This is a genomic window from Empedobacter sp. R132-2 (assembly GCF_030324375.1).
GTDB classification, from domain to species: Bacteria; Bacteroidota; Bacteroidia; order Flavobacteriales; family Weeksellaceae; genus Empedobacter; species Empedobacter falsenii_B.
On the sequence record NZ_JACAGG010000012.1, the window covers coordinates 1 to 26,569 of the forward strand.

27 protein-coding genes are annotated in these 26,569 nt (G+C 32.8%); 14 read left to right on the forward strand and 13 right to left on the reverse strand.

The genetic code is table 11. The features are described from left to right. Positions 1-116: 116 nt before the first annotated feature. From HXZ69_RS07370 to HXZ69_RS07380, 3 genes are all read right to left on the reverse strand, one after another. Positions 117-551, reverse strand: coding sequence for a hypothetical protein (locus HXZ69_RS07370; protein ID WP_286495511.1), 435 nt, complete (start codon positions 549-551; stop codon positions 117-119). Positions 552-560: 9 nt separating this feature from the next. Next, a complete protein-coding gene (locus tag HXZ69_RS07375) occupies positions 561-1,562 on the reverse strand; it encodes a DUF5723 family protein (protein ID WP_286495513.1) in 1,002 nt (333 codons plus the stop codon). A gap of 112 nt (positions 1,563-1,674) precedes the next feature. Continuing rightward, positions 1,675-2,466 carry a TIGR00266 family protein gene (locus HXZ69_RS07380; RefSeq protein WP_286495514.1) on the reverse strand — a complete coding sequence of 264 codons (792 nt, stop codon included), beginning with the start codon at positions 2,464-2,466 and terminating at the stop codon, positions 1,675-1,677. A 143-nt stretch (positions 2,467-2,609) separates the two neighbouring features. On the opposite strand from HXZ69_RS07380, the gene HXZ69_RS07385 reads away from it, so the two are divergent. From HXZ69_RS07385 to HXZ69_RS07400, 4 genes are all read left to right on the forward strand, one after another. Beyond that, complete coding sequence (locus HXZ69_RS07385; protein ID WP_286495515.1) at positions 2,610-2,942, forward strand: 2Fe-2S iron-sulfur cluster-binding family protein; 333 nt, start codon at positions 2,610-2,612, stop codon at positions 2,940-2,942. A 96-nt stretch (positions 2,943-3,038) separates the two neighbouring features. Further along, the gene (gene polA / locus HXZ69_RS07390) at positions 3,039-5,876 is read left to right on the forward strand and encodes a DNA polymerase I (protein ID WP_286495516.1); all 2,838 of its coding nucleotides are present in this window, start codon (positions 3,039-3,041) and stop codon (positions 5,874-5,876) included. Between the two features lie 140 nt (positions 5,877-6,016). Beyond that, positions 6,017-7,051 carry a hypothetical protein gene (locus HXZ69_RS07395; RefSeq protein ID WP_219034878.1) on the forward strand — a complete coding sequence of 345 codons (1,035 nt, stop codon included), beginning with the start codon at positions 6,017-6,019 and terminating at the stop codon, positions 7,049-7,051. A 27-nt stretch (positions 7,052-7,078) separates the two neighbouring features. Then, positions 7,079-7,771 (forward strand): GLPGLI family protein, encoded by a 693-nt coding sequence (locus HXZ69_RS07400; RefSeq protein WP_286495559.1) that lies wholly within the window; start codon positions 7,079-7,081, stop codon positions 7,769-7,771. Positions 7,772-7,857: 86 nt separating this feature from the next. Here HXZ69_RS07400 and HXZ69_RS07405 read toward each other — a convergent pair whose 3' ends face one another. The 5 genes from HXZ69_RS07405 to recQ all read right to left on the reverse strand — a co-directional run bounded on the left by HXZ69_RS07405 (position 7,858) and on the right by recQ (position 13,701). Next, positions 7,858-8,607 carry a class I SAM-dependent methyltransferase gene (locus HXZ69_RS07405; protein WP_286495518.1) on the reverse strand — a complete coding sequence of 250 codons (750 nt, stop codon included), beginning with the start codon at positions 8,605-8,607 and terminating at the stop codon, positions 7,858-7,860. Positions 8,608-8,640: 33 nt separating this feature from the next. Then, a complete protein-coding gene (gene map / locus HXZ69_RS07410; RefSeq protein ID WP_286495519.1) occupies positions 8,641-9,450 on the reverse strand; it encodes a type I methionyl aminopeptidase in 810 nt (269 codons plus the stop codon). Beyond that, entirely contained in the window at positions 9,447-9,869 is a 423-nt protein-coding gene (locus tag HXZ69_RS07415) for a BT0820 family HAD-type phosphatase (protein ID WP_280045217.1), read from the reverse strand. The genes map and HXZ69_RS07415 overlap by 4 nt, the downstream gene beginning before the upstream one ends. 28 nt (positions 9,870-9,897) lie before the next feature. Then, positions 9,898-11,433 carry a 2,3-bisphosphoglycerate-independent phosphoglycerate mutase gene (gpmI, locus tag HXZ69_RS07420; RefSeq protein WP_286495520.1) on the reverse strand — a complete coding sequence of 512 codons (1,536 nt, stop codon included), beginning with the start codon at positions 11,431-11,433 and terminating at the stop codon, positions 9,898-9,900. A gap of 66 nt (positions 11,434-11,499) precedes the next feature. Further along, complete coding sequence (recQ, locus tag HXZ69_RS07425) at positions 11,500-13,701, reverse strand: DNA helicase RecQ (RefSeq protein WP_286495521.1); 2,202 nt, start codon at positions 13,699-13,701, stop codon at positions 11,500-11,502. A 164-nt stretch (positions 13,702-13,865) separates the two neighbouring features. Here recQ and HXZ69_RS07430 point away from each other — a divergent pair, with 164 nt between their 5' ends. The 6 genes from HXZ69_RS07430 to HXZ69_RS07455 all read left to right on the forward strand — a co-directional run bounded on the left by HXZ69_RS07430 (position 13,866) and on the right by HXZ69_RS07455 (position 19,561). Further along, positions 13,866-14,831, forward strand: coding sequence for a KpsF/GutQ family sugar-phosphate isomerase (locus HXZ69_RS07430; RefSeq protein ID WP_125349795.1), 966 nt, complete (start codon positions 13,866-13,868; stop codon positions 14,829-14,831). A 4-nt stretch (positions 14,832-14,835) separates the two neighbouring features. After that, positions 14,836-15,669, forward strand: a complete 834-nt coding sequence (gene tatC, locus HXZ69_RS07435) for a twin-arginine translocase subunit TatC (protein WP_115001876.1) — start codon at positions 14,836-14,838, stop codon at positions 15,667-15,669. Positions 15,670-15,737: 68 nt separating this feature from the next. Further along, complete coding sequence (locus tag HXZ69_RS07440) at positions 15,738-16,484, forward strand: electron transfer flavoprotein subunit beta/FixA family protein (protein ID WP_115001874.1); 747 nt, start codon at positions 15,738-15,740, stop codon at positions 16,482-16,484. A gap of 26 nt (positions 16,485-16,510) precedes the next feature. After that, the gene (locus HXZ69_RS07445) at positions 16,511-17,467 is read left to right on the forward strand and encodes an electron transfer flavoprotein subunit alpha/FixB family protein (RefSeq protein WP_115001872.1); all 957 of its coding nucleotides are present in this window, start codon (positions 16,511-16,513) and stop codon (positions 17,465-17,467) included. 108 nt (positions 17,468-17,575) lie between these two features. Continuing rightward, entirely contained in the window at positions 17,576-18,208 is a 633-nt protein-coding gene (locus HXZ69_RS07450; RefSeq protein ID WP_038332620.1) for a bifunctional nuclease family protein, read from the forward strand. 18 nt (positions 18,209-18,226) lie between these two features. Beyond that, entirely contained in the window at positions 18,227-19,561 is a 1,335-nt protein-coding gene (locus HXZ69_RS07455; RefSeq protein ID WP_180905208.1) for an MFS transporter, read from the forward strand. Positions 19,562-19,620: 59 nt separating this feature from the next. Here HXZ69_RS07455 and HXZ69_RS07460 read toward each other — a convergent pair whose 3' ends face one another. From HXZ69_RS07460 to HXZ69_RS07470, 3 genes are all read right to left on the reverse strand, one after another. Continuing rightward, on the reverse strand, positions 19,621-20,109 hold the full coding sequence (locus HXZ69_RS07460; RefSeq protein ID WP_115001867.1) for a dihydrofolate reductase: 489 nt from the start codon (positions 20,107-20,109) through the stop codon (positions 19,621-19,623). A gap of 67 nt (positions 20,110-20,176) precedes the next feature. After that, positions 20,177-22,711: a M1 family metallopeptidase gene (locus tag HXZ69_RS07465; protein WP_286495522.1), complete on the reverse strand. Its 2,535-nt coding sequence runs from the start codon at positions 22,709-22,711 to the stop codon at positions 20,177-20,179. 89 nt (positions 22,712-22,800) lie between these two features. Beyond that, entirely contained in the window at positions 22,801-23,595 is a 795-nt protein-coding gene (locus HXZ69_RS07470; protein WP_286495524.1) for a thymidylate synthase, read from the reverse strand. 43 nt (positions 23,596-23,638) lie between these two features. Between HXZ69_RS07470 and HXZ69_RS07475 the strand changes: the two genes are divergently transcribed. The 4 genes from HXZ69_RS07475 to HXZ69_RS07490 are packed head-to-tail and all read left to right on the forward strand — an operon-like array spanning position 23,639 to position 25,546. Beyond that, on the forward strand, positions 23,639-23,902 hold the full coding sequence (locus HXZ69_RS07475) for a hypothetical protein (protein WP_221854513.1): 264 nt from the start codon (positions 23,639-23,641) through the stop codon (positions 23,900-23,902). Between the two features lie 28 nt (positions 23,903-23,930). Next, positions 23,931-24,680 (forward strand): 23S rRNA (guanosine(2251)-2'-O)-methyltransferase RlmB, encoded by a 750-nt coding sequence (gene rlmB / locus HXZ69_RS07480; protein WP_219034413.1) that lies wholly within the window; start codon positions 23,931-23,933, stop codon positions 24,678-24,680. 12 nt (positions 24,681-24,692) lie between these two features. Beyond that, a complete protein-coding gene (locus HXZ69_RS07485; protein WP_219034412.1) occupies positions 24,693-25,007 on the forward strand; it encodes a hypothetical protein in 315 nt (104 codons plus the stop codon). A 2-nt stretch (positions 25,008-25,009) separates the two neighbouring features. Beyond that, the gene (locus HXZ69_RS07490) at positions 25,010-25,546 is read left to right on the forward strand and encodes a hypothetical protein (protein ID WP_286495525.1); all 537 of its coding nucleotides are present in this window, start codon (positions 25,010-25,012) and stop codon (positions 25,544-25,546) included. A 14-nt stretch (positions 25,547-25,560) separates the two neighbouring features. On the opposite strand, the gene HXZ69_RS07495 is transcribed toward HXZ69_RS07490, so the two are convergent. Next, the gene (locus tag HXZ69_RS07495) at positions 25,561-26,007 is read right to left on the reverse strand and encodes an exosortase F system-associated membrane protein (RefSeq protein WP_286495527.1); all 447 of its coding nucleotides are present in this window, start codon (positions 26,005-26,007) and stop codon (positions 25,561-25,563) included. Next, on the reverse strand, positions 25,997-26,539 hold the full coding sequence (gene xrtF, locus HXZ69_RS07500) for an exosortase family protein XrtF (protein ID WP_286495528.1): 543 nt from the start codon (positions 26,537-26,539) through the stop codon (positions 25,997-25,999). Before xrtF ends, HXZ69_RS07495 begins: the two co-directional genes overlap by 11 nt. Positions 26,540-26,569: the final 30 nt, after the last annotated feature.

Sequence of the window (26,569 nt, forward strand, 5' to 3'; positions counted from 1 at the left end):
TGTAGTAACTACAATTTACTGCTTTTTAGCAGGTTGTACAACTTTTATATACAATCTAATACAAATGCACTACCGGTGTTTTTTAAATCTTTTACGTTTTGCGTAAAAGGTTTTTTTTATTCACATTCACAAGGTTCTCTACTTCGTCTTTTGGCTTCATTGTCCCAAAAAGGATAAAATTTTAATCCAAAATAAAAGTTCGCAGAAGTTAATTTTTTCTGTTTAAAAACGATTGGAATTGCATTATCACTGCCCAAAATTAGAGGGCCAATTCTTACATACCCACCAAATGTTATATTTTCAAAATCATAGATAGAAAGGGAAGGTCCAATTCCAAATCCATTTTTTTGGATAGTATAAGAAGTTTGTAGTACATTGATACGTTTCAAACTATTTTCAAAAACTGGAATTCGTTGCATCCAATTGAAATTTAAGTAATGATTTTCAATAATTTTTTTACTCAGATTAAGATGTAAACTCGTTGGTAAACCGATCGAAAAATTATTTCCCGTTTTAGATTTTGTTTCATCACCATAAACTTCTTTGCTCAAAAGTCCTAATTATTGATCAACACTTTCAAATTCAACTCCATCTAATTTTGGATTATTACGAATTTGAACTCTTTGCGAAGGATTGTAGAAATGATGGTTATCGCCTCTGAATTTTACTAATCCAACATCTAATAAATTTGCCGAAAATTTGAAATCATATAATTCATCATTCGCTCTTCTGTTCACAAAAGAAATTCCTAAATCTATTCCAACTCCATTTCCTCTATTTCGTAAAACATATTTATCTCGATCAAAATCATAATTGGTAGAATATCCTGCTTTTATATCATAATTTGACGCATAAATATTTGCATCAGGATTGTCGATTGTACTTGTTATAGTTGGTTCAGCTTCTAATTTTATCGCGTTTTTACTTTTGATATACGCGCCATCTAAACCCAAAAGATATTTAATATTTGCCCCAATAATAACTTCAGAAGTATTAGTTGTATACAAATTTGTCGCAACATTTAAGCCTAATTCAGCCCAATTCATTGCATTTGTCTTTGTAGGTTCAAACTCATAATTTTTTGGTTCTATTTCATTCTGATTACTAAAACGAAAATAATTATCTAAATCTTTAATAGAACCTTGTGTACGAAGTCGGGTGAAAATTCCAAGACGATAAGTTTGATTATTAATTTTCTTTTTAAAAGAAACGGAAGGTCCCAGAAAATCATTTTCCAAATGATAAGAAATCGTATTTCTAGTTGCGAAATCTAAAATATTAGAATGCGTTTCTCCTCTTATTCCAGCTTTTATATTTGCTGATTTTGTTTCACCTTTTATTAAACCTAATACGTTTTGATCGGATACGTAAGCGTAATCATTTCTGAATAAAATATCCTCAGAAATAATATTAATATCCCATTTATTCGGGTTAAAATATGAAGTTGTCGGAGAAAAAACACTACCGTTAATCCCGCTATATTGATCATTACTAAAAGATAAAATATTTTGTCCAAACGTAAATCCTGAACAAAAAATAACGGTTAATAGAAGTTTTTTCAAATGATAAAATTTTTATTAAAAATAAGAAAAATCAATTGAAATAAATTACGGTTTTACGTACAGCTCAAAAAAAAGAGTTTCAATTTGAAACCCTTCTTTATAAAATTAAATTTTAATCACCATCAATTAATCTTCCTAAACCTCCTAAAATAGAACCTTCACCTTGTGAAGAACCGCCTGCAGAAGGTGCATGTGCAATAATACGATCAGCCAATCGGCTAAAAGGTAAAGATTGTATATATACAACACCAGGACCTCTTAATGTAGCAAAGAAAACACCTTCTCCTCCGAAAAATGTATTTTTAATTCCGCCTATAAATTCGATATCGTAATGAACAGATTGTTCGAAACCAACAATGCAACCTGTATCAACTTTCAGAACTTCGCCAGCTTGTAAAACACGACGATGTAATGTTCCACCAGCATGAATGAAAGCCATTCCGTCGCCTTCTAATTTTTGCATAATGAAACCTTCTCCTCCAAAAAGTCCAGTTCCTAATTTTCGATTAAATTCAATTCCAACCGAAACTCCTTTTGCAGCACAAAGAAAAGCATCTTTCTGGCAAATAAATTTTCCGTTCACTTCTGGTAAATCTATCGGAACAATTTTTCCTGGATATGGTGCAGCAAAAGACGCTTTCTTTTTTCCTTGTCCGTAATTTGTGTACGAAGTCATAAACAAACCTTCACCTGTTAACATTCGTTTTCCGGCATTTAATAATTTTCCGAAAATTCCACCACTTTGTTGAGAACCATCGCCAAAAATTGTTTCCATTTTTACACCATCATCCATCATCATAAAACTACCTGCTTCTGCTACAACAGTTTCTTGTGGATCTAATTCAATTTCGACAAATTGCATTTCTTCACCGTAAATTTTATAATCTATTTCGTGTGAATTCATTTTTTTAATTTTACTAATTAGTCGACAAAATTCGTAATTCGTAACAGTTCTTATTTAAAATTAGTATTAAATATGAACCAATGAGGTATATTCTTTTTTTGAAAGTAAACAATCCGTATTTTTGTTTAACTTGAAAAAGTATTATGGCAGATATTAAAATTACAATTATAGATAGAGAAGGTGTTTCGCACGAAGTTGACGCGCCTACTGATATGAATATGAATATCATGGAGCTTGTGCGCGCCTACGAATTAGCACCAGAAGGAACCATTGGTATTTGTGGTGGAATGGCGATGTGTGCTTCTTGTCAATGTTATGTCTTAACACCAGAAATTCAATTACCAGAAATGACGCCTGATGAAGATGCAATGTTAGCAGAGGCATTTAATGTGAAAGATAATTCACGTTTAGGTTGTCAGTTACATCTTTCGAATGAAATGGATGGATTAGTTGTTGAATTAGCACCAGAATATTAAATTTTAGTTTTACGTGGTACGTTATAAGTTCTACGTTACAATTTTGTTATTATCGTTTAGCGTAAAACGTTTGGCGTAATACTTAAAACTTATTAAATGAATCAATTAGATAAAAGACTTTTTTTGTTAGATGCTTATGCCTTAATTTTTAGAGGGTATTATGCATTTATCAAAAATCCACGAATCAACTCAAAAGGTTTCAATACATCGGCAATTATGGGATTTACGAATTCCTTGTTCGATGTCATTCGACGTGAACAACCAACGCATTTGGCGGTTGTTTTTGATGTTGGTCAAGCAACAGTTCGTACGGTAGATTATCCTGAATATAAAGCAAATCGTGATGAAACGCCAGAAGCCATTCGTCAAGGCGTTCCGTATATTCAAGATATTTTACGAGCGTTAAAAATTCCAGTACTTTTCGCCGAAGGTTACGAAGCAGATGATGTGATCGGAACATTAGCACAGAAAGCAGAGAAAGCTGGTTATACAACTTATATGGTGACACCCGATAAGGATTTTGCGCAATTGGTAACGGAAAAAATTAAAATGTATCGTCCTGCTGCAAATGGAAAAGGTGTTGAGATTTGGGGAATTGAAGAAGTAAAAGAAAAATTTGAAATCGACGATCCAATTCAAGTTATCGATTACCTTGGAATGATGGGTGATGCTGTGGATAATATTCCAGGTTTACCAGGTGTTGGAGCAAAAACGGCAAGTAAATATTTGAAAGAATTTGGATCATTGGAAAACCTTTTAGCGAATACAGATAAGCTGAAAGGGAAAGCTAAAGAAAAGATTGAAGAGAATAAAGAGCTTGGAATTCTTTCGAAGAAATTAGCAACGATTATTACAGATGTTCCTGTAGAATTTGATGAAGAAGATTTAACGGTTTGCCCGCCAGATATAGAAAAAGTTACTGAACTTTTCACGGAGTTAGAATTCCGTCGTATGTTAGAAACGGTTTACAGAATTTATGGTTTGGATGTTTCGGGAATTATCAAAGAAGCGCAAGAAGAAATTTCTGCGGCAAGTCAGATTTCTTCGAATCAAGTGCAAATGGCTCAACAATCATTGTTCGATTTTACGTCTGATGAAGAAATCGTTCCACAAAATTCAGCTTTTACAGATATTTCAACAACCAATCATTTGTATCAATTGATCGATACAAAAAAAGGTCGTGAGATTTTGTTGCGAAATATTCTGAAACAAAAAGAAGTGACATTCGATACAGAAACGACTTCACTGGATGCATTGGAAGCAGAATTAGTCGGAATTTCGTTTTCTTGGGAAAAAGGAAAAGGATATTATATACCTTTTTCTACTGATTTTGAAGAAACAAAAGCAATTATCAATGAATTTAAACCATTTTTTGAAGATGAATCAATTTCGAAAATTGGTCAAAATCTAAAATATGATATTAAAGTTTTAAACAAATATGACATTGTTGTTTTAGGTCAAAATTTTGATACGATGATTGCACATTATTTGATTAATCCAGATATGCGTCACAATATGGAAGTGTTGTCAGAAACATATTTGAGTTATCAACCAGTTTCAATCGAAAGTTTGATTGGAAAAAAAGGAAAGAATCAAAAGAATTTCCGTGATGTTCCGTTGATGGAGCAAACCGAATATGGAGTAGAAGATTCTGATATTACAAATCAGTTGAAAAATCTTTTCGAACCAGAATTAATCAAATCAAATACACACAAATTATTCACTGATCTTGAAATGCCATTGATGCAAGTTTTGGCTGATATGGAATTGGAAGGTGTTAATTTGGATGTTCCGTTCTTGAAAGAACTTTCGGTAAAACACGAAGCGAAATTAAGAGAATTAGAAACAAAAATTCACCAAGATGCTGGAGAAGAGTTTAATCTTAATTCGCCAAAACAATTAGGAGAAATCTTGTTCGATAAGTTAAAATTAGATCCAAAAGCAAAGAAAACCAAAACTGGACAATATGCAACTGGAGAAGAGATCTTATCGAAACTGAAAGATAAACATCCAATTATTAAGGATATTTTAGAGTATCGTCAATTACAAAAATTAAAATCAACTTATATTGATGCGCTGCCAGAATTGGTGAATCCAAAAACGGGTCGTGTGCATACAACGTATGCGCAAACGGTTGCTGCAACGGGACGTTTGTCTTCTGTAAATCCGAATTTACAAAACATTCCGATTCGTTCAGAAGAAGGTCAGAAAATTCGTAAAGCCTTTGTTGCGCGAGATGAAAATCATGTGATTATTTCTGCCGATTATTCGCAAATTGAATTGCGTTTGATTGCACAAATGTCACAAGATCCTGCAATGGTAGAAGCTTTCAAACATGGAGAAGATATTCACGCTTCTACTGCCGCAAAAGTTTTCAATGTAGATTTAGATGAGGTGACGCGTGAACAACGTAGTCAAGCGAAAACGGTAAACTTCGGAATTATTTATGGTGTTTCGGCTTTTGGTTTAGCAGATCAAGCAAATATTTCTCGTAAAGAAGCCAAAGCATTGATTGATGCGTATTATGAAACTTATCCAACGTTGAAAGCGTATATCGAAAAACAAGTTGAGGTAGCTCGTGACCAAGGTTTTGTAGAAACGTTAATGGGTCGTCGCCGTTATTTGAAAGATATCAATTCGAGAAATGCTGTGGTGCGTTCGCATGCTGAGCGAAATGCTGTAAATGCGCCAATACAGGGTACTGCGGCGGATATCGTGAAAATGGCAATGATTCAAATTCAGAAAGAATTGAAGAAAAATTATAAAACCAAAATGATTTTACAAGTGCATGATGAGTTAATTTTTGATGCACCCAAAGATGAGTTTGAAAAAGTTTCTGAATTAATCAAATCGACTATGGAAGCTGCAATGCAAATGGATGTTCCGTTGATTGCAGAAGTCGGAGTAGGAGCGAATTGGTTAGAAGCTCATTAGAAAAATATTATTTACAATAATTACAAAGCGTTACTTTTTAGTAGCGTTTTTTTTTGTTAAAATATCTACAAAATATTCTGATTAACAAATTCTTAACGAGATTAAAATATATCTTTAATTCATTATTGATTTTAAATTATATGAAAAAACTATTTTACTTATTTACATTGTTTACGATTTGTTTAAATGCTCAAATTATAAATCTAAAAATATTAGACCTTTCGGATAATTTACCACTTTATGATGCAGATGTATATTTCAAAAATTCGACTAAGAATTTTGTATCAGACATGAAAGGAAAAGTTGTGGTTGATTTAAACAATGTTTCGCAAACAGATGAGTTAATCGTTTCGAAAAAAGATTATCAAGATGCAATAATCAACGTATCGGAATTAAAATCTGAAATGATAATCAAACTCGAAAGAGTATCCGAAATCGAGTTAAAAGAAGCTTTTGTAACAAACTTGAAAGCCGAAGATGTTCTACAGAAAGTTTATGATAATTATGATAAAAACTTTAATATTGAACAATATTATTTCTTAGTTAATTTTCAACAAGATTTGTTATTTAATAATAATGAACGGGATTTTATTGATGCAGATTTACAGTTTAAATTTAAACGAGGAGATTTGAAAATTAAATCAAAAGGAATTGTAAACAACGAAATAAAAAGTGGACGAGAACCAAATTCAAATATTCGTTTGATTTATTATTTGGAGAGTATTTATTTGAAAGAAAAATATATTAAGCAATTTGTATACTTATTAAAGGAAAAGAAATATGAAGAATCTAATTTATCATTAACAAAATATGGAGATAGTTTTGTTTATGAAGTTACAATAAAAACAAAATCAAGAGATGTATTTCTGACAATTGATAAAGATACATTTGCTGTTGTTGAGTTTTATTGGGAAACGACTATTCCGGAAACTAAATATTCAGAAAATGAATTTTTAAGAGAAGCAAAAGTTGTTTATAAATATCGTCCTCATAACGGGAATTGGGTGTTGAAAGAAACGTCTGCAATTTGGAACACTACTTATGAAAAAGATGATGAAAAAACAGATTTAGATATGAATTTTAGTATAATCGTAAATGATTATAACACGCAATCTTTTTCAGAGTTCAACAAATCGGTGAACGAAAAGATGGATATTAGAAAAAGTTTTAAATAAAATAAAAACCCAATAAATAAAAATATAATTGTCGCAATTACCTCGTTTTTAGGAATTAATCTGTCAGCACAAACGCAAAAAGAAAGCATACGAGCAACTTACAAAGCCGAATTTATTTTTGATTATGAACAATCGAAGGATATGTTTTCAAAGAATTTGCAACCAGCTTTCAAAATGGCTATAGATAGAGGAGTTTTTGTCGATTTTATATTAGAAAGTAATAAAAATTTATCTGTTTTTCGAGCAGATACAAAAGTGAATAACGCACAACATGAAGCGGATATGGTTGTACAAGAGATTTTGAAATCGGAACAAAATCCTTTGTATAAAGATTTTTCTAAAAATGAATATTATAAACAGTTTGATATTAATGTAAAAACGTATTTGGTTAAAGAAAATATACCTAATTTTAATTGGAAATTAACGAAAGAAAAAGCTGTGATTAATGGTTATAATGTCGTAAAAGCGATTGATCAAGATCGAGATGGAAATGAATTTACGGCTTGGTATTCGCCTGAAATAAGATATAAAGATGGACCTTATTATTTTTCGAATTTACCGGGGTTGATTTTACAAGCAGAAATTATTTCGCCTTATTTTACAGTGATTTTTAAGATTAATCAACTTGAAATTTTGAAAGAAAATCTTAAAATTAATTTACCTACAAGAGGAAAAGTAATGACGTTAAGAGAAATGCAAAACGATATGAATGCATCGTAAACATCGAATGAAGGAGTTGAAAAATAGTCAAAATAAAAGCGTTACTCAAAAAAGTAACGCTTTTATTTTGACTATTTTTAAATGAATTATACCGCTGGTTTGCGAACAACTGGTAAAATTTCACCTTTTTCTAAACAATATTTTAGTACATCTTCCGAAGGAATTTGTTTGGTGTAATCTGCTTTTTCTACAATAAATCCTACATCTTCCAAACGTTTGTAATAATCTAAACCATAAACACGAACGTGATCATATTGTCCAAATTTTTCTTTACGTTCTTCTTTTGTTGTAACCGTTGGATCTTCGTACGTTACATCACGTTGATACGAAATTGGAACTTGCAGAATTCCCCAACCTCCTGGTTTCATGACACGAAATAATTCGCTCATCGCTTTGTGATCGTCAGGAATATGTTCCAAAACGTGATTACAAAAAATGATATCAAATGTATCATCACCAAAAGGTAAATCGCAGATATCTGCTTTTACATCTGCCAAAGGCGATTCTATATCACTTGTGATGTATTCTAAATTCTTCATCGCACGAAAACGCTTGATAAAAGATTGCTCTGGAGCAATGTGCAAAACTTTAGCTTTTTCAGTAAAGAAAGACGTTTCATTTTTTAGGTACAACCACATCAAGCGATGTCTTTCTAATGAAAAAGTTCCGGGTGAAAGTACATTATCACGCTGTTTTTCGTAACCATAAGGCAACAAACTATAATAACCTTGTCCATCAATTGGATCTACGAAACGATTTCCTTTCATAAACCAAACTAAAACTGGACGAACGATATAACTACCTTGAATCAACAATGGACGAGGTAGAATATTCATGATTTTTTTTAAAAGCTTTTTCACAAAAGTTTTTTAGGGTTTGAATAAAAATGGTTTTTCTTCATCAGATTTGATACCTAACGCATCGTAAATAAACTGATAAGTTGACAATAATTTTGGTTCGCCATCTATCACACAAACATCATGTTCGAAGTGAGCCGAATATTTATCGTCGCGCGTTGTAACCGTCCAACCATCTGGATGAAAGAAAACCTTTTCAGTCCCCATATTTACCATTGGTTCGATGGCTAACACCATTCCTTCTTCAATTTTTTTACCAGATCCACGACGTCCATAATTCGGAACTTGTGGTTCTTCGTGCATTTTACGACCTAATCCGTGTCCAACTAATTCACGAACGATTCCGTAACCTTCTTTTTCACAGTATTGTTGAATTGCAAAACCAATATCACCAACGCGATTACCTTTTTTCATTTGTTCAATTCCTTTGAACATCGATTCTTTCGTAATGCGTAATAATTTTTCGGTTTCAGCATCTACTTCACCAACTGCGAATGTATAAGCGTGATCTCCGTAAAAATCATTCATATAAACACCACAATCTACCGAAACAATATCTCCTTCGTTAAGCGGTTCGTCGTTTGGAATTCCATGAACAACTTGTTGATTTGGAGAGATACAAAGGTTTTTAGGAAAATCGTACATTCCTAAAAATGCAGGATATCCACCATTGTCGCGAATAAATTCGCCTCCTAATTTATCTAAATGATTGGTTGTAACACCAGGTACTACTTCTTTGGCTAACATACCCAAGGTTTTTGAAACCAATTGAGCGCTTAGGTACATTAGTTCTAATTCTTCTTTACTTTTTAAATGTATCATAATCCGAAAAATCCTCTTTTCTTTTTCTTCTCAGGAGCTTTTTGTCCGTTTGCGTGAACGCTCAATTCAATCTTTTTTGTAATGATTTGATAAACGTCACTCCAACCTGGGAAACCTCCTAAATTTCTGTCGTCGATAAAGATATCGGCATTTATTTTTCGACTTTGCGTATTTTTGTCAAAATCCTCTCCGTCAAAACTATTGTTGATGGCATAAAACTCAATACCGTTTTGTTTGCAAAACTCAACTGCTTCGTCTAAATATTTACCACTACGATAAGTCCATAAAGTAAGGCGATATCCGTCGTTTTGTAATTGTTTCAATGTTTCGAAAGCAAAGATTTTAGCTTTTCCAATTTCTGGATATTTATCATCTACCACAGTTCCATCAAAGTCAACAGCAATAATTTTATTAATCATGTTTGTAAGTATTTTAAAGTTATTTAGGTTATTTTTTCTGAACAATAATATTTCCAGTCATTTCGGTTGGAATTTCAATTCCCATCAAAGTTAAGATAGTTGGCGCAATATCTCCAAGTTTACCATGCTCAACATTCCATTCGATATCTTTCTGAGCCAAAATAAATGGAACAGGGTTCGTTGTGTGTTGCGTATTAGGAGATCCGTCTTCGTTCATCATAAAATCTGAATTTCCGTGATCAGCCAAAATCACCACATTGTAACCATGTTCTAAAGCTGCATTTATAATTTTTTCCGCACAAGAATCTACTACTTCAGCAGCTTTTATTGCCGCAGACATAACACCTGTATGTCCAACCATATCTGTATTAGCGAAGTTAAGACAAATGAAATCCGCTGATTCTTTTTCGATTTCTGGTACAATTGCATTTGTAATATCATATGCTGCCATTTCTGGTTTCAAATCGTAAGTCGCAACATCTCTTGGCGAAGCACATAAAATACGAGATTCACCAACGAAAGGTTCTTCGCGACCACCATTGAAAAAGAAAGTTACGTGTGGATATTTTTCAGTTTCAGCAATACGAATTTGCTTACGACCAACATTCGCAATAACTTCTCCTAACGTATTTACAATATTTTTCTCGTCAAAAATTACCGCAACTCCAGTATATGTAGCATCATATTCTGTGAGAGTGATATATTTTAGATTTAATTTATGCATTCCAAATTCTGGAAAATCATGTTGCGTTAAAACTTCTGTGATTTCACGTCCACGATCAGTTCTAAAATTGAAACAAATCACTACATCATCATTCTCGATTTTAGCTTTTGGCTGATCATTTTCATCCGTTACAATAATCGGTTTGATGAATTCATCTGTCACGCCTTCATTATAAGATGCACGAATTGCTTCTAATGGATTTGTTGTTGTTTCACCAACTGCATTTACCATTGCATCGTATGCTAATTTCACGCGTTCCCAACGTTTATCACGATCCATTGCATAATAACGACCAGTAATCGAAGCGATTTCTCCTGTTGATTTTGTCATGTGGTTCATCAATTCTGTGATAAATCCTTCGCCAGATTTTGGATCGGTATCACGACCATCTGTGAAAGCATGTACAAAAACATTTTGTTGTAAACCTGATTGATTTGCTGCATCTAACAAACCTTTCAAATGATTGATATGTGAGTGTACACCACCATCAGAAACTAAACCGATGAAATGTACTTTTTTGTTATTCTCTAAAGCATATTGAAAAGCATCTTTTAAGATAGGTTCGTTTTGTAACGTTCCGTTTTCAGCCGCCATATTGATTCGAACTAAGTTTTGGAAAACTACGCGTCCAGCACCCAAGTTCATATGTCCAACTTCCGAATTACCCATTTGTCCTTCTGGTAAACCAACGGCTAAACCAAACGTATCCAACGTAGAATGTGGAAATTTCTCGAAACAGCTATCTATAAAAGGTGTATTTGCTTGCGCGATTGCAGAAACAGCAGGGTTTGGTCCAATTCCCCATCCGTCCAAAATCATTAATATTGCTTTATTGTTCATTTTTCTTGTAATAATTAAGCCCAAAGATAAGCATTCCTTGGGCTGAAAGTTTATTTTTTGTATGGTTTAATTTGCGACTTCACTGATGAATTTGATACGCATTAAACGTAATTCTTCTTCATCATAATCGTCACCAAATTCATCTAACAATGATGACATTGAGTCAGAATCTGCGTCCATCAAGAATTCATAAATTTCCTCTTGTTGGTCTTCGTCCAAAACTTCGTCAATGTAATAATTGATATTTAATTTTGTTCCTTGATAAACGATACTTTCCATTTCAGAAAGCAAATCGCTCATCGTCATATTTTTTGCTTCCGCAACATCTTCAAGATTTAACTTTCTATCTGTCGATTGAATGATGTAAACTTTGTGACTCGATTTGTCCGCAACTTGTTTAATCACCATATCTTCAGGGCGAATGATATCATTATCTTTTACATATTGCGCAATAAAATCTACAAATTCTTTCCCAAATTTCTGAGCTTTTCCTTCTCCAACTCCAAACACATTTGTTAACTCCTTAACAGTTGTTGGATATTGCATTGTCATATCATCTAAACTTGAATCTTGGAAAACTGCAAAAGGTGGAATCTGATGTTTTTTAGAGATTTTTTTACGTAAATCTTTCAATTGTTTCAATAAAACATCATCAAAAGCAATAGGAGCAGAAGACGTTTCTTCTTTATCAAAGCTACCTTCTGATAACAATTTTTTGAAATCAATATCTTCGGCAATTTCAAAAGAAGTTGGTTTACTAATGAAATCTTTTCCTGCTTTGTTAATTTTTAAAACACCATACGATTCGATTTCTTTCTCTAATAAATTACGAACAATTAATTGGCGTAAAATAGATTTCCAATAATAATCTTCTTTCGCTTTTCCAATTCCAAAGAAATCTTCGGAGCTCAAATTATATGATTTTGTAATCGAAGTTTCTTTACCAACGATAACATTTACAAGATCATTTAATTTTAATTTTTGATTTGTTTTCTGAACAACCTTCAATGCAATAACGGCATCATCTTTTGCTTCAACCATTTTCTTTGGATTGCGCATATTGTCGTCCATATTTGCACCTTCGCCGTTTTTGTCGTCAAATTCTTCTCCAAAATAATGTAACAAGAATTTACGACGTGACATTGAAGTTTCGGCATACGCCACAACCTCAGAAAGTAATTGCATTCCAACTTCGCGTTCTGCAACAGGTTTACTTGCTAAGAATTTTTCTAACTTTTCGATATCTTTATAATCATAGAAAGCAATACAAACACCTTCACCACCATCGCGACCTGCACGACCAGTTTCTTGGTAATAACTTTCTAACGATTTTGGCATATCGTAATGCATCACAAAACGTACATCTGGCTTGTCAATTCCCATTCCGAAAGCAATTGTAGCGACAACGACACTTGCATCTTCCATCAAAAACATATCTTGATGTTTGCTACGTGTTTTGGCGTCTAAACCTGCATGGTAAGGAATGGCATTGATTCCGTTTACTTGTAAAAGTTGCGTAATTTCTTCAACTTTTTTACGACTCAAGCAATAAATGACACCAGATTTACCATCGTTTTGTTTGATAAATTTGATGATTTGTTTGTCTTGATCAACCTTTGGGCGGATTTCGTAAAATAAATTCGTACGATTAAAAGAATCTTTAAAAACTTTGGCGCTTTGCATTCCCAAAGTTTTCTGAATATCTTCTTGTACTTTTGGTGTTGCTGTTGCTGTTAAAGCAATAATTGGCGCATCACCAATTTTGTTGATAATCGCTTTTAGATTACGATATTCTGGTCGAAAATCGTGTCCCCATTCAGAAATACAGTGCGCTTCATCAATAGCAAAAAAAGAAATTTTTACCGATTTAAAGAAATCGATGTATTCTTCTTTTGTCAAAGATTCGGGTGCAACGTACAACATTTTAGTTACTCCATCTTTAATATCTGTCATAACTGTTTTCGTTTCTGACTTGTTTAAAGATGAGTTTAATACGTGGGCAATTCCATCATTTTCAGAAATTCCACGTATAGCGTCTACTTGATTCTTCATCAGCGCGATTAAAGGGGACACAATAATCGCGACTCCATCTGACATTAATGCCGGTAATTGATAACATAAAGACTTACCTCCTCCAGTTGGCATCAAAACAAATACATCTTCTTTATTTAGTAAGCTTGTAATGATTTCGTGCTGCTGTCCTTTAAATTGGTCGAAACCAAAATATTTTTTTAGGTAAGATGTTAAGTTTTTCGAAGTGGCTTCCATCTACACAAAAGACTAAAATTAATATTATAAATTAAATAGTTCCTATATTTGATAACTCTTAAATATACACATAAATTTTATATGATTTATATATAATTGAGTGTAAATAAAAAAGGAGAGTAAAAGTACGAAAAATTTTAAAAATAGACAATAGAAATTTTATTGTGGAAAATTCAGAATTAATACAAATAGCGCAAGGGGTATTTCGAGAAGAAATTCAAGCGCTGGAAGCAATAGCTTCTCGTATTAGCGAGTCTTTTGTTGATGCGGTAAATGCGATATATAACACGAAAGGAAAGTTGGTAGTTGTTGGAGTAGGAAAGAGTGCACACATTGCAAATAAAATTGTAGCAACCTTAAATTCTACCGGAACTCCAAGTCAATTTTTACATGCGACGGAAGCTATTCATGGCGATTTGGGTCTTGTACGACCAGAAGATGTGGTGATTTGTATTTCGAAAAGTGGAAATACGCCAGAGATTACATATTTGGCTCCGATTCTTAAACAATATGCATCAGTTTTGATTGGTTTAACATCAAATTTGAAATCAGAATTAGCAAAAAATTCAGACATTGTTTTGGATGTTAATATTGATAAAGAAGCTTGTCCCGTAAATTTGGCACCAACAACTTCTACAACGGCTCAATTGGTAATGGGTGATGCATTGGCGGTAGCTTTGATGAAATTGAGAGCGTTTACACAAAACGATTTTGCAAAATATCATCCAGGTGGAGCTTTAGGAAAACGATTATTGTGGACAGTAGAAAATATTGTTGATCCAGAAAGAAAACCTTCTGTGCATCCAGATTCTTCGATTACAGAAGTCATTAATTCATTAACATCAGGTCGTCATGGAATTACAGTTGTGATTGATAATGATAAAATTGTTGGTGTGATAACAGATGGAGATTTGCGCCGAATGTTATTAAATAATGAAACTTTTGCACATTTAACTGCGAAAGATATTGCTTCAATGAATCCGAAAACAATCAAAAAAGCTGAAAAAGCAAGAGAAGCTTTAGCGATTCTTCGTCACAACAGTATTGGACAATTGGTGGTGGTTGATGAAGAAAATCATTATTATGGAATTTTGGATATTCACTCAATTTTAAACGAAGGAATCGAATAAGCGTATGGCAGATAATACAAAATCGAGTATGTCATTTTTGGCTCATATTGGTGAGTTGAGAGGACATTTGGTTCGTTCTATTTTATCAATTGTGATTACATCTATTGCAGTCGCTATTTATTGGGACGAATTGGTGGAACATGTGATTATGGCTCCATTAAAATCAACTTTTCCAACGTTTGATATTTTTAATCAATTTGGTGAATTAACAGGTTTCGGAAAAATTTATACCGAATCATTTGATATTTCGAAAGAATTGACCAATCTTAATCCATCAGGACAGATCACTTCACAATTTTTTGCAGTAATTGTGTGTGGTGTAATTATCGCAATTCCTTATATTATTTTTGAAATTTGGCGATTTGTAAAACCAGCATTAAAAGAAGCTGAACGAAAATATGCAGGATTTACCATTTTCGCTGTTTCGTTTTTCTTTGTAACAGGAGTCTTATTTAGTTACTATATGTTGCTACCATTGTGTACACAATTTTTATTCACTTACGATCCTTTTGGTGTAGGAAATACATGGACGTTGCCAAGTTATATCGATTTATTTGTTCAATTATTATTATCGATGGGAGTTATGTTTTTGATGCCTGTTTTCGTTTACTTCTTAACGAGTATTGGAATCTTAACACCAAAATTTTTGAAAGAATACCGTAAACACGCATTTATTGTTGTATTAGTGATTGCAGCTGCAATTACACCAAACGATGTGTACAGTATGATTTTAGTTACAATTCCTCTTTGGTTATTGTACGAACTAAGTGTATTGGTTTCAAATTCAGTTTATAAAAAACAATTGAAAGCGAAAAGTAACGACTTAGTAAAGAATTAACAATGTTATGCTTGCATAATAAAATAAATTAGTTATTTTTACATAAAAGAAAAAGTAAACACAAAATTATGAAGATATTAGTTTGTATTAGTAGTGTACCAGATACTACAGCAAAAATCAACTTCACAGCTGACGGAAAATCATTTGATAAAAATGGTGTTCAGTTCGTTATTAACCCGCACGACGAATTTAGTTTAAATAAAGCAGTAGAGTTACAAGAAAAACAAGGAGCTACTGTTACAATTTTAACTGTTGGAGATGCAACTGTAGATCCAGTTATGCGTAAAGCTTTAGCGATTGGTGCGAATGATGGAATTCGTATTGATGCTGATGCTCGCGATGATTTCTTTGTTGCTACACAAATCGCAAAAGCTGCTAAAGATGGTGGTTTTGATTTAGTATTGACAGGAAAAGAATCAATTGATTATAATGGAGGTTCTGTACCAGGATTAGTTGCTGCAATGTTAGATTATGGTTTTGTAAACGGATGTATCGGTCTTGATGTAGAAGGTTCTTCTGCAAAAGCTGTTCGTGAAATTGACGGAGGAAAAGAAACTGTAGAAGTTACTTTACCAGCTGTTATCGCAGGACAAAAAGGATTGGTTGACGAGGCTGCATTAAGAATTCCTAATATGCGTGGAATTATGCAAGCGCGTACAAAACAAATCGCAGTTGTTGCACCAGAAGCGACAGAAACTAAAGTTGAAGTTGTTGGTTATGTAAAACCTGCTGAAAGAGGTAATGTAACATTAATCGACAAAGACAATGTAGCAGAATTGGTAAGATTATTACACGAAGAAGCTAAAGTAATCTAATTATTCACCTAAAAAGAAATTAAAAAATGGCAATTTTTGTATACGCAGAGTCACACGACGGAAAATATAAAAAAGCAGGATTAGAAGCAGTTTCTTACGCAAAAGCTACAGCTGATGTTGCTGGAGATACTGTTACAGCAATCGTTTTTGGAAATGCTACTGCTGACGAATTATATAAATATGGAGCATCTAAAGTAGTTAAAGTTGATAATGCAGCTTTAGCAAAATTTGATGCAAATTCTTACGCAAAAGCTTTGGCTGAAGTTGCTCAAGGAGATGTTGTGGTTTTACCATCAACAAACGAAGGAGCGACTATAGCACCAGTTTTAGCATACAAAACAGGAGCATCTTTAGTAACAAATGTAGAAAAATCTCCAACAGCAGTTTCTCCATTCACAGTTGCACGTAAAGCATTCTCTGGAAAAGGAGTAGAAACTGTTGCAGTTTCAGGAAAAGTTGTAGTTACAGTTCTACAAAACGCATTCGGAGCAAAAGAAAATGCAGTTTCAGGTTCAGAAGAATCAGCTTCAGTATCAGTTTCTGATGCAGATGCAAAAGTAAAAGTTGTTTCAACAGAAATGGCTTCTTCTGATAAAATCGATTTGAAAGAAGCGGATATTGTTGTTTCTGCAGGTCGTGGAATGAAAGGTCCTGAAAACTGGGGAATGATCGAAGATTTAGCAAAAGTTTTAGGAGCTGCTACAGCATCATCTAAACCAGTTGCTGATATTGGTTGGAGACCGCATGCTGAGCACGTAGGACAAACAGGAAAAGCAATTGCGCCAAATTTATATATCGCAGTTGGTATTTCAGGAGCTATTCAGCACTTAGCTGGAGTTAATGGATCTAAAACAATTGTTGTCATCAACAATGATCCAGAAGCGCCTTTCTTTAAAGCGGCTGATTACGGAATCGTAGGAGATGCTTTTGAGATTGTTCCTAAATTAACTGAAGAGTTAAAAAAATATAAAGGTCAAGCTTAATCATTTTAAGATTATAAATTCAATCCGAATCATTTAGGTGGTTCGGATTTTTTTTATTCATTAAAAAAAGATTAAATATTCATCAGTTTTTCATAGATTTACGCCCAAATGGACAATTTAATTAGATTAAATATTAAAGGAATATCTTACAGTCAAACTCAGACTGGCGCATATGCGTTGATTCTAGAGGAAAATGTAGGAGGAAGAAAGTTGCCAATTATTATTGGGAGCTTTGAGGCACAATCAATCGCATTAGCTTTAGAGAAAGATATTAATCCACCTCGTCCATTAACACACGATTTGTTTATTTCATTAGGAAAAGAATTTCAATTGAATGTTGATTCTATTTATATTTATAAATTAGAAGATGGTGTTTTTTATTCGAATATTGTTTTTGTGAATGATGATGGACAACGTGCCGAGATTGATTCGAGAACTTCTGATGCAATTGCATTGGCTGTTCGTTTCAATGCACCTATCTATGCCTATGATAATGTTGTAGAAAAAGCTGGAATTCATTTGGACGTTATTGAAGAAGAAGAAAATATACGTCGCGCAGCAAATAACTTCGAAGATGATTTGGATATCTTGGCTGGTTTGGAAAATGATTTGTCTGATATCAACGAATATGAAGGTTGGACAAAATCTGAACTTGAAACTGAGATGGAAAAAGCTGTGAAGAATGAAGATTATGAATTGGCAGCTCGCCTTCGTGATCAAATCGATAACATGGGAAACTAATAACTATTTCAAATAATTATGTCTGTAAAGCTTAGACTTACAATCATGAGTTTCCTTGAGTTTGCGGTATGGGGAGCATACCTAACCTCTATGGGAAATTACTTAGGATCAGTTGGCTTAGGTCCAAAAATTGGTCTTTTTTACGCGATGCAAGGTATTGTGTCGATTTTTATGCCCGCAATAATGGGTATTGTAGCGGATAGATGGATTCCTGTACAACGTTTGTTGGGATTGAATCATTTATTAGCTGCGATTTTTATGTTTGCAGCAGGTTATTACGGAATGACAGCTGGAAACGATGTAGATTTTACAACAATCTTCGCACTTTATTCGGTTAGTGTGGCGTTCTTTATGCCAACAATCGCCCTTTCTAACTCAACAGCCTACACAATTTTAAAACAAAATAATTTAGACACAATCAAATCCTTTCCTCCAATCAGAACGTTTGGAACAGTTGGTTTTATTGTAGCGATGTTATTTGTTAATTTCTCTGGATTTAAAGATGGTGTTTTTGGATTTAACTTTTCAAGTGATCCAACATTCGTAAGTTTTCAATCCAATTATTATCAGTTCTTTGTATCTGGATTTTTAGGAGTTATATTGTTTTTATACAGTTTCTTATTACCTAATTGCCCAGTTAACAAAAGTTCTGAAAAACAATCTATTTCTGATGCATTTGGTTTAAAAGCTTTTGCATTATTTAAAGATAGAAAAATGGCAATTTTCTTTATCTTTTCAATGCTTTTAGGCGTTTCTTTGCAAATTACAAATGGATATGCAAATCCATTTATCACAACGTTTAAGGATATTCCAGATTATGCCAATACGTGGGGAGCAAGTAATGCAAATGCTTTAATTTCGTTGTCTCAAGTTTCTGAAACATTGTGTATTTTATTAATTCCTTTCGTGCTAAAACGATTCGGAATCAAAATCGTGATGTTGATGGCAATGGTAGGTTGGGTCTTACGTTTCGGATTATTTGGATTAGGAGATCCAGGATCTGGCGTTTGGATGTTTATCTTATCAATGATTGTTTACGGAATCGCTTTCGATTTTTTCAATGTATCAGGTTCGTTGTATGTAGACAAAGAAACAAACGAAGAAATTCGTTCTTCTGCACAAGGAGTTTTTATGATGATGACCAATGGTTTTGGAGCAACAATCGGAATGTTAATTGCACAATACATCGTGAATCATTTAGTGTATAGTCAAACTGATTTGACATTGCAGCTAGAAGGATGGAGACATTCTTGGTTTATTTTCGCAGGCTACGCATTAGTTGTTACGGTATTGTTCGCAATTGTGTTCAAATACAAACACAATCCAGACGAAGTACAAGATGTAAAACATTAAGGTGTAAAAAATATAAAAGCAAGAATCAAAATTCTTGCTTTTTTTATGCACGAAAGTTTCTAATCTATTCTTTTATACGTCACAAACGAGTAAGCATATGGATGTTTTTCATCTTTTTTGAAATCTTCTCGTTCTACTTCTTCCCATTCGTCCAAGTCTATTTCTGGGAAATAAGTGTCTCCATCAAATTCGTGATGAACTTCTGTGATGTACAAAATATCAGTAAATTCCATCGCTTGTTTGTAAATATTTCCACCACCGATAATGTAAATATCATCGTCAATTTTTTTCGCAACTTCTATTGCTTTTGGTAAAGAAGACGCAATTTCGATACCTTCTGTATTCCAATTCTGATCTCTTGTCACAACAATATTGGTACGATTTGGTAAAGGTCTACCCAATGATTCGAACGTTTTTCGTCCCATAATAATAGGATGCCCAGAAGTTATACTTTTGAAATGTTTCAGATCATTTGGTAAATGCCAAATCAAATCATTTTTTGCACCAATTACGTTGTTGCTTGCTTTTGCTACTACAATGTTTATCATAAGTTATAAGGTAAAAAAAGCTATCCTCTTGCAAGGATAGCTTAACAAATATAATAATTTTAGTGAATTATTTCATTTTATTTATAGCATCTTGTAATTGCTCCACTTGTTTTGCAATAGTTGCTGATTTAATTGTTTTTGCAGCATTCGTTTTTACTTGCAATGCTTTTTCAGCCATCATTTTCACAGCTTGTCCTGCTTGTGGATTTTGTTCTTTCAAATATGGATAATAACGCGAATATGTTTTAGCAATTTCAGCCGTTGCATCTGGTGTGTCATTGTTCATAATCCAATTGAAAGCTTGTTCAGCAATTTTTCCTTTTTCTGGATCTTGGAATTTTACGAATTCATACATCGCAGCAGATTCCGAAATTAAAGCAGCTTTATCCAATTGATTATTTTTGATCCAAGTCGGAACTAATGCCATTGCTAAATCTGGTGAACCTTTAATCACTTCATTATCAAGATTAGTTGTTAAATCATTAATTTTTGAAGGATTATTTTTTAAGATTCCAGTTAACGAGGCTCCTTGAACACTAAATGAAGGGCTTTTTGAAGCTTTCTCGAAAATTGCTACATCATAAATATTGGCATCATTCAAAGCACTTAAAGCAGCCGCTTGAACCAATGTTTTAGGATCATTAGAAGCCAATTGTTTTAATTTTGATGAAGCTTTATCAACAATCGTTTTTGATTTTGTGTCCAATTTATGAATCGCATAAATTCTTAATCCATCAAATGAATCATCTAAAGCATTAACCAAGGCATCAGCCGCTTTTGGATTAGTTGCTTGCGCATTTGCCATTGCTTCAATCGCTAATAAACGTGTCGTGTAATTTCCTTTTCCAGCTTTGTATTGCGCAATAAAATCTTCAACAGGTTTTTTATCGTCGATATCTGCTAATAAAACTTGATCCGCATTTGGAATAACGACATCAGGTTTTTGGTTTGCTGCAAATTCGAAAACAGTTTCGGCTTGTTTTGGAACCCAAACTTGTTGACGCGTTGTTTTTCCATTTTCGACAATATCAATCGCAAAAGGAAATTCAAATAATTTTGAAGCATCTTGACGAACAACAACTTTTATTTTTTTATTTGCTGAAGAATAATCTGAAACAACTGTTAATTTTGGATGACCATTTTCGTAATACCATTGATTGAAAAACCAATTTAAGTCACGACCAGAAACTTCTTCCAAAGCCAATCGTAATTGAGTAGATTCAGCTTTTCCGTATTCATTATCTTTCAAATATTTGTTCAAACCTTTGAAGAAAGCATCATCTCCTAAGAAGTTTCTCAACATATGTAAGATAATTCCACCTTTGTTGTACGAAACACCATCAAACATGTCTTCGCGAGAATTGTAATGAACTCGAACCAAATTTTTCGTTGGTCCATCGCCTTGTTTATAACCAAACATTTCGTTGTAACGATGCTCATCCGCTTTCTCTTTTCCGTATTTATATTCAAACCATAAATATTCAGAATAATTAGCAAACGATTCATTCACTGTTAAATTTCCCCAACTTTCAGCCGTAACTAAATCTCCAAACCAATGGTGAAATAATTCGTGCGCAATAACATATTCAGCAGTGTTTTCATCGACTAATTGACCAGCTTTTTGCTGAACACCATCATGAAATAAAGAAGCTGTTGTATTTTCCATAGCTCCAGAAACATATTCGCGAGCCGTCATTTGTGCATATTTATCCCAAGGATAAGGATAGTTTAATCTATCAGAAAAGAACTGAATCATTTCTGGTGTATTACCAAAAATTTGCTTTGCAACATCTTTATATTCTGGTTCTACGTAATAATCAACATTGATATTTTTCCATTTATCATTGATGACTGCGTAATCTCCAATCCCGAAAAAGAATAAATATGGCGCATGTTTTTTATCAAATTTCCAATAATCAGTTTTTGTTCCGTCCGAATTTTTCTTCGAAGATTTCATTGTTCCATTTGATAATGAAACATATTTATCAGGATATGTTAACGTGATTTCTTGTGAAGTTTTTTGATTCGTTTTATCAATTGTCGGGAACCAACAAGAAGAAGATTCAGTTTCGCCTTGTGTCCAAATTTGAGTTGGATAATTTGGTCGTTCACCTTTTGCATTGATAAAATAAACACCTTTTGCATCGTTTATGGCCGCACTTCCTTCTTGTTTTACTTCGTTTGGACGCGCTGTATACTTGATGTAAAGTGTATATTCTTGATCTTTTTTGTATTCTTTATCCAAATCGATGACTAATTGTAAATCATCGTATTTATAATTTAATTTTTTTTTTGTAGCACCATTTACCAAAGCGACTTCGCTAATCAACATTGCTTTTGCGTCTAATGTAACTTTGTTTGTAGCATAGAAATGTGGTTTCAATGTTACCCAAGCTTCACCTAAAACGTGCTCTTTTGCATAATCAAATTTAAGATCCAATTTGGTATGAACAAGATTATTAATTCGTTCTGCTTCTGCACGATAAATATCTAATTTGTTCGTTTGGTTTTCGTTATAACTCGGCGGTGGCGTCATTACTTGCGCATAAGTAAGACTTGATATAATAAAGGCTGATGAAAGCCAAAGGATTCGTTTTTTCATCGTAAAAATTTATTTCTATTGGTTGATAATTTTCTCGAAAAGTTACAAAAAAAGCCTCCAATTTGGAGACTTTAAGTGTTTTTTTATGATTAAACTGCTACAATTCCTTTGATGTGAGGATGAGCTTGATAATTTTCTAATTCGAAATCTTCGTATGTAAAATCAAAAATATCCTTTACATTCGGATTGATTTTCATTGTTGGAAGAGGAAAAGCTTCGCGTGTTAATTGTAGTTCAACTTGTTCAAAATGATTTTTGTAAATATGTGCATCTCCAAAAGTATGCACAAAATCGCCGACTTCTAAATCACAAACTTGTGCAACCATCATTTGTAATAACGCATATGACGCAATATTGAATGGAACACCTAAGAAAATATCTGCACTACGTTGATACAATTGCAACGATAATTTTCCATCATTCACATAAAACTGAAAAAATGCATGACATGGAGCTAAAGCCATTTGATCTAATTCTCCAACATTCCAAGCAGAAACTATAATTCTACGTGAATCAGGATTATTTTTTATTTGATCAATCGCAACTTTAATTTGGTCAACAACTTCTCCATTTGGTTTCCCCCATGAACGCCATTGATGACCATAAATAGGACCTAAATCACCATTTTCGTCAGCCCATTCGTTCCATATTCTTACACCATTATCTGTTAAATATTTGATATTCGTATCACCTTTCAAAAACCACAACAATTCGTAGATAATCGATTTTAAATGTAATTTTTTAGTCGTCACCAAAGGGAAACCTTTCGACAAATCGAAACGCATTTGGTAACCAAAAATACTTTTAGTTCCTGTTCCCGTTCTGTCTTCTTTAAAAGCGCCTTCTGCTAAAACCTTTTTACATAAATCGTGATATTGTTGCATTTTGAGTATATTTAACCTTTCAAATTTAGTGATTTTTTTTAGAATGAAAATTAGTTTAATTTTTACAATTTTAGTGCTTTTTATGTTTTTTGCTTCGTATAGCAAATCAGATTTTGGACGAAAAATTGCGCAACATTTTTATTTCCAAACTTTATTTAATGTTGTTTTGGTGGTTGTTTTTGTGTCAAAAATTGTTCATATCAAACTAAATTTAATCTCAATGATTTCGCTAATTGTTATTGGTTGCATGTTGTATATGAGCTTTCCAAATTATTTACAACAATTGAAGAGAAGGATAGGTAAATAGTTACGTATAATTTTTTATCTTTGCACTTATGAAAAACGAAGCGGGAATTTTTGGTTTAAGACCAGTAATAGAAGCGATTGAAGCAGGGAAAACAATCGACAAAATTTTTATTCAAAAAGGTTTACAAGGTGAAATTTTTTCTGAATTGAGAAAATTAATCACTGAATATGAAATTCCTGTAAGTTATGTACCTGTAGAAAAACTAAATCGTTTTACAGGAAAAAATCACCAAGGAGTCTATGCATTTATTTCGCCAATCGAATTTGATTCAATCGAAAATGTATTACCTCAAATTTGGGAACAAGGAAAAACACCTTTTATCTTGATTTTAGATCGTGTTTCTGATGTTCGTAATTTTGGTGCAATCGCTCGTACAGCAGAATGTGTTGGTGTTGATGCAATTATTATTCCAGCAAAAGGTTCGGCTTCTGTAAATGCAGATGCGATCAAAACTTCGACAGGAGCGTTGTACAATATTCCGGTTTGTAAAGAAGGAAATTTAGTGAATGTTATTAAATATTTACAATCGGCTGGAATCTCAATTTTTAGTGCTTCTGAAAAATCAGCAGAATTTATTTATGATGCAGATTTCTCTGTTCCTGCAGCTATTGTGATGGGAAGTGAGGAAGATGGAGTTTCGGATTCTATTATTAAAATTTCGGATAAAATTATTAAATTGCCTATGGCTGGACAAACTGCTTCACTGAATGTTTCGGTTGCGGCTGGAGCGATTTTGTACGAAGCTGTTCGCCAAAGAATGTTACAAGATTTATTTTAAAAACATATAACGATGACCTATTCTACTTTTATTGGATTTTTGTTGATTGCGATTAGCGTTGCAATGTACTATTTTACAAATTTAGATATCTCAAGATTATTTGCGGACAAAGAATTTTTAGTCGGAATAACAGGAGGTGCTGGAGTTGGATTTATACTTGGTGGATTCTTAGGTTGGTTGTACAAATACAAAGCAGTGAACAAAGCGAATGCAGAAATTGCAAACGAAGAAAAACGTAAAGTTGCAGAACAAAAAGCACAAGAAGCAGCTGCAAAAGAGCAAGCAAAGTTAGATGCGCAACAAGAAAAAGAAGAATCGGGATTGTAATTATGAAAGCAAATAGTTTTTTAAAAATTACATTTCTTTTTGTAATATTATTTTTTTCAAATTTTGTTAATGCTCAAAAAGTTTCTCATTATATCATTAATGAAGAATATTTTGAATTCCCTGGAAAATGGGAACATAAAGGACAACTTAAAAGTTCAAGTCAATATCATTTTGTTAATAAGAAAACCGATGTTAGCTTAATGATTGTCGTAGCGAAACCAGAAAAATATGAATTTTATGAAACAGGTTTGTCTGAAAGTGAACTTTTAGAGAAATATTATAAATGGGAGACTGATTATTGGAAAACCGGAGAAAAAGTATTAGTATCAGAATTAAAGAGAAACTCTAATTATATAATTTGGAGAATATTTAAGGAGAAAGTAAAAGGAAATATAGATTTAAATTCATATTTATTATTTTCGGTTCGTAATAATAAATTAACAGGGATTACTTTAAATGATAATGGAGAAAAACCGATGTCTGAAGAAGAAAAAATAAAATTTTTGGAAGATATTTTTCAAAGTCAAAATAAAAAATAAAAAACGGTCGAAAATTAATTTTCGACCGTTTTTTTATGTTGTATTTCTTGGTAATAAAAACAAGGAACTAAAATTAATAAAAACATGGGCTGAATGAGAAATCTTCTCACATAAAAGAAAACCATTTCGCCTGATGAAAAATGTGTTGAAATCAAATAATTATAGATTGGTAAAAGAACGATTAATCCAATAATCATAATAATGATAGAGAATTTAACGTAACTTTTTTTCCAGAAAATAAACCAAACAATTAATACCGTTAATAATGTATTGATTAGATAGCGAACCATCAGACTTGCGTTCAATTTTGGTAAATCAATTTCAGGGAATTTTGAATGACCAACAAAATGAAAGTATTTTAGGAAAGGATCATAAAATAAAACATCTTCAAATTTTCGGACTAATATTAATCCAAAAACAAGTAAAACTGCAATTGCGTAACGTAAATATTTATTTAGCATTTTGCTTATTGTATTTTGTTACAAAAAATTTGATCCAAACAATCCAAAGAATCACGATTGAACCATAAATAATTGCAGGAAACAGATAATCGTGTGCCATTTTACCATATTCTGCGTGGTATCTAAAAATATAATTTAACAACATAATTCTCGAAATATTCATCACAAAAAGAATTGCTAAACCAGATAAAATAAACAAAAAAGTTTGTTTGAAATTCGTGTAAAAAGCAACGATAAACGCTACGAAAATTATCAGAATAGAAATCGCATTACAACCTTCATTTACAATAGACGCCACTTGTCCGTCCATTACCAAACGCATCCAAGGCTGATTTTCTGCAATATTAGAAAAAGTAAAAAAACCACATTTGTTCAAACCAAAAGCTGTTACATCAGATGTTAATTTTGTAAATGGATCAGGGGTATTGTGCGGTAAATATTGATCCAAATACAATTTATAAGCTAAACTTAAAATAATGTAAGTTCCTAAAAAACGTGCAAGGAATAACAATAAAGGTTTAAATTCTTTCATTTGGTTAAAAAATCTTGAACAAATATAAAT

What these genes read in the sequence shown, in the direction of transcription:
- polA (WP_286495516.1), top strand. Translation starts at nt 3,039, where the DNA reads ATGAATCAATTAGATAAAAGACTTTTTTTGTTAGATGCTTATGCCTTA.
- xrtF (WP_286495528.1), bottom strand. Translation starts at nt 26,539, where the DNA reads ATGAAAGAATTTAAACCTTTATTGTTATTCCTTGCACGTTTTTTAGGA.
- rlmB (WP_219034413.1), top strand. Translation starts at nt 23,931, where the DNA reads ATGAAAAACGAAGCGGGAATTTTTGGTTTAAGACCAGTAATAGAAGCG.
- HXZ69_RS07495 (WP_286495527.1), bottom strand. Translation starts at nt 26,007, where the DNA reads ATGCTAAATAAATATTTACGTTACGCAATTGCAGTTTTACTTGTTTTT.
- map (WP_286495519.1), bottom strand. Translation starts at nt 9,450, where the DNA reads ATGATACATTTAAAAAGTAAAGAAGAATTAGAACTAATGTACCTAAGC.
- HXZ69_RS07380 (WP_286495514.1), bottom strand. Translation starts at nt 2,466, where the DNA reads ATGAATTCACACGAAATAGATTATAAAATTTACGGTGAAGAAATGCAA.
- tatC (WP_115001876.1), top strand. Translation starts at nt 14,836, where the DNA reads ATGGCAGATAATACAAAATCGAGTATGTCATTTTTGGCTCATATTGGT.
- HXZ69_RS07395 (WP_219034878.1), top strand. Translation starts at nt 6,017, where the DNA reads ATGAAAAAACTATTTTACTTATTTACATTGTTTACGATTTGTTTAAAT.
- HXZ69_RS07490 (WP_286495525.1), top strand. Translation starts at nt 25,010, where the DNA reads ATGAAAGCAAATAGTTTTTTAAAAATTACATTTCTTTTTGTAATATTA.
- recQ (WP_286495521.1), bottom strand. Translation starts at nt 13,701, where the DNA reads ATGGAAGCCACTTCGAAAAACTTAACATCTTACCTAAAAAAATATTTT.
- HXZ69_RS07460 (WP_115001867.1), bottom strand. Translation starts at nt 20,109, where the DNA reads ATGATAAACATTGTAGTAGCAAAAGCAAGCAACAACGTAATTGGTGCA.
- HXZ69_RS07440 (WP_115001874.1), top strand. Translation starts at nt 15,738, where the DNA reads ATGAAGATATTAGTTTGTATTAGTAGTGTACCAGATACTACAGCAAAA.
- HXZ69_RS07475 (WP_221854513.1), top strand. Translation starts at nt 23,639, where the DNA reads ATGAAAATTAGTTTAATTTTTACAATTTTAGTGCTTTTTATGTTTTTT.
- HXZ69_RS07450 (WP_038332620.1), top strand. Translation starts at nt 17,576, where the DNA reads ATGGACAATTTAATTAGATTAAATATTAAAGGAATATCTTACAGTCAA.
- HXZ69_RS07485 (WP_219034412.1), top strand. Translation starts at nt 24,693, where the DNA reads ATGACCTATTCTACTTTTATTGGATTTTTGTTGATTGCGATTAGCGTT.
- HXZ69_RS07385 (WP_286495515.1), top strand. Translation starts at nt 2,610, where the DNA reads ATGGCAGATATTAAAATTACAATTATAGATAGAGAAGGTGTTTCGCAC.
- HXZ69_RS07415 (WP_280045217.1), bottom strand. Translation starts at nt 9,869, where the DNA reads ATGATTAATAAAATTATTGCTGTTGACTTTGATGGAACTGTGGTAGAT.
- HXZ69_RS07445 (WP_115001872.1), top strand. Translation starts at nt 16,511, where the DNA reads ATGGCAATTTTTGTATACGCAGAGTCACACGACGGAAAATATAAAAAA.
- HXZ69_RS07405 (WP_286495518.1), bottom strand. Translation starts at nt 8,607, where the DNA reads ATGAATATTCTACCTCGTCCATTGTTGATTCAAGGTAGTTATATCGTT.
- HXZ69_RS07465 (WP_286495522.1), bottom strand. Translation starts at nt 22,711, where the DNA reads ATGAAAAAACGAATCCTTTGGCTTTCATCAGCCTTTATTATATCAAGT.
- HXZ69_RS07455 (WP_180905208.1), top strand. Translation starts at nt 18,227, where the DNA reads ATGTCTGTAAAGCTTAGACTTACAATCATGAGTTTCCTTGAGTTTGCG.
- HXZ69_RS07470 (WP_286495524.1), bottom strand. Translation starts at nt 23,595, where the DNA reads ATGCAACAATATCACGATTTATGTAAAAAGGTTTTAGCAGAAGGCGCT.
- gpmI (WP_286495520.1), bottom strand. Translation starts at nt 11,433, where the DNA reads ATGAACAATAAAGCAATATTAATGATTTTGGACGGATGGGGAATTGGA.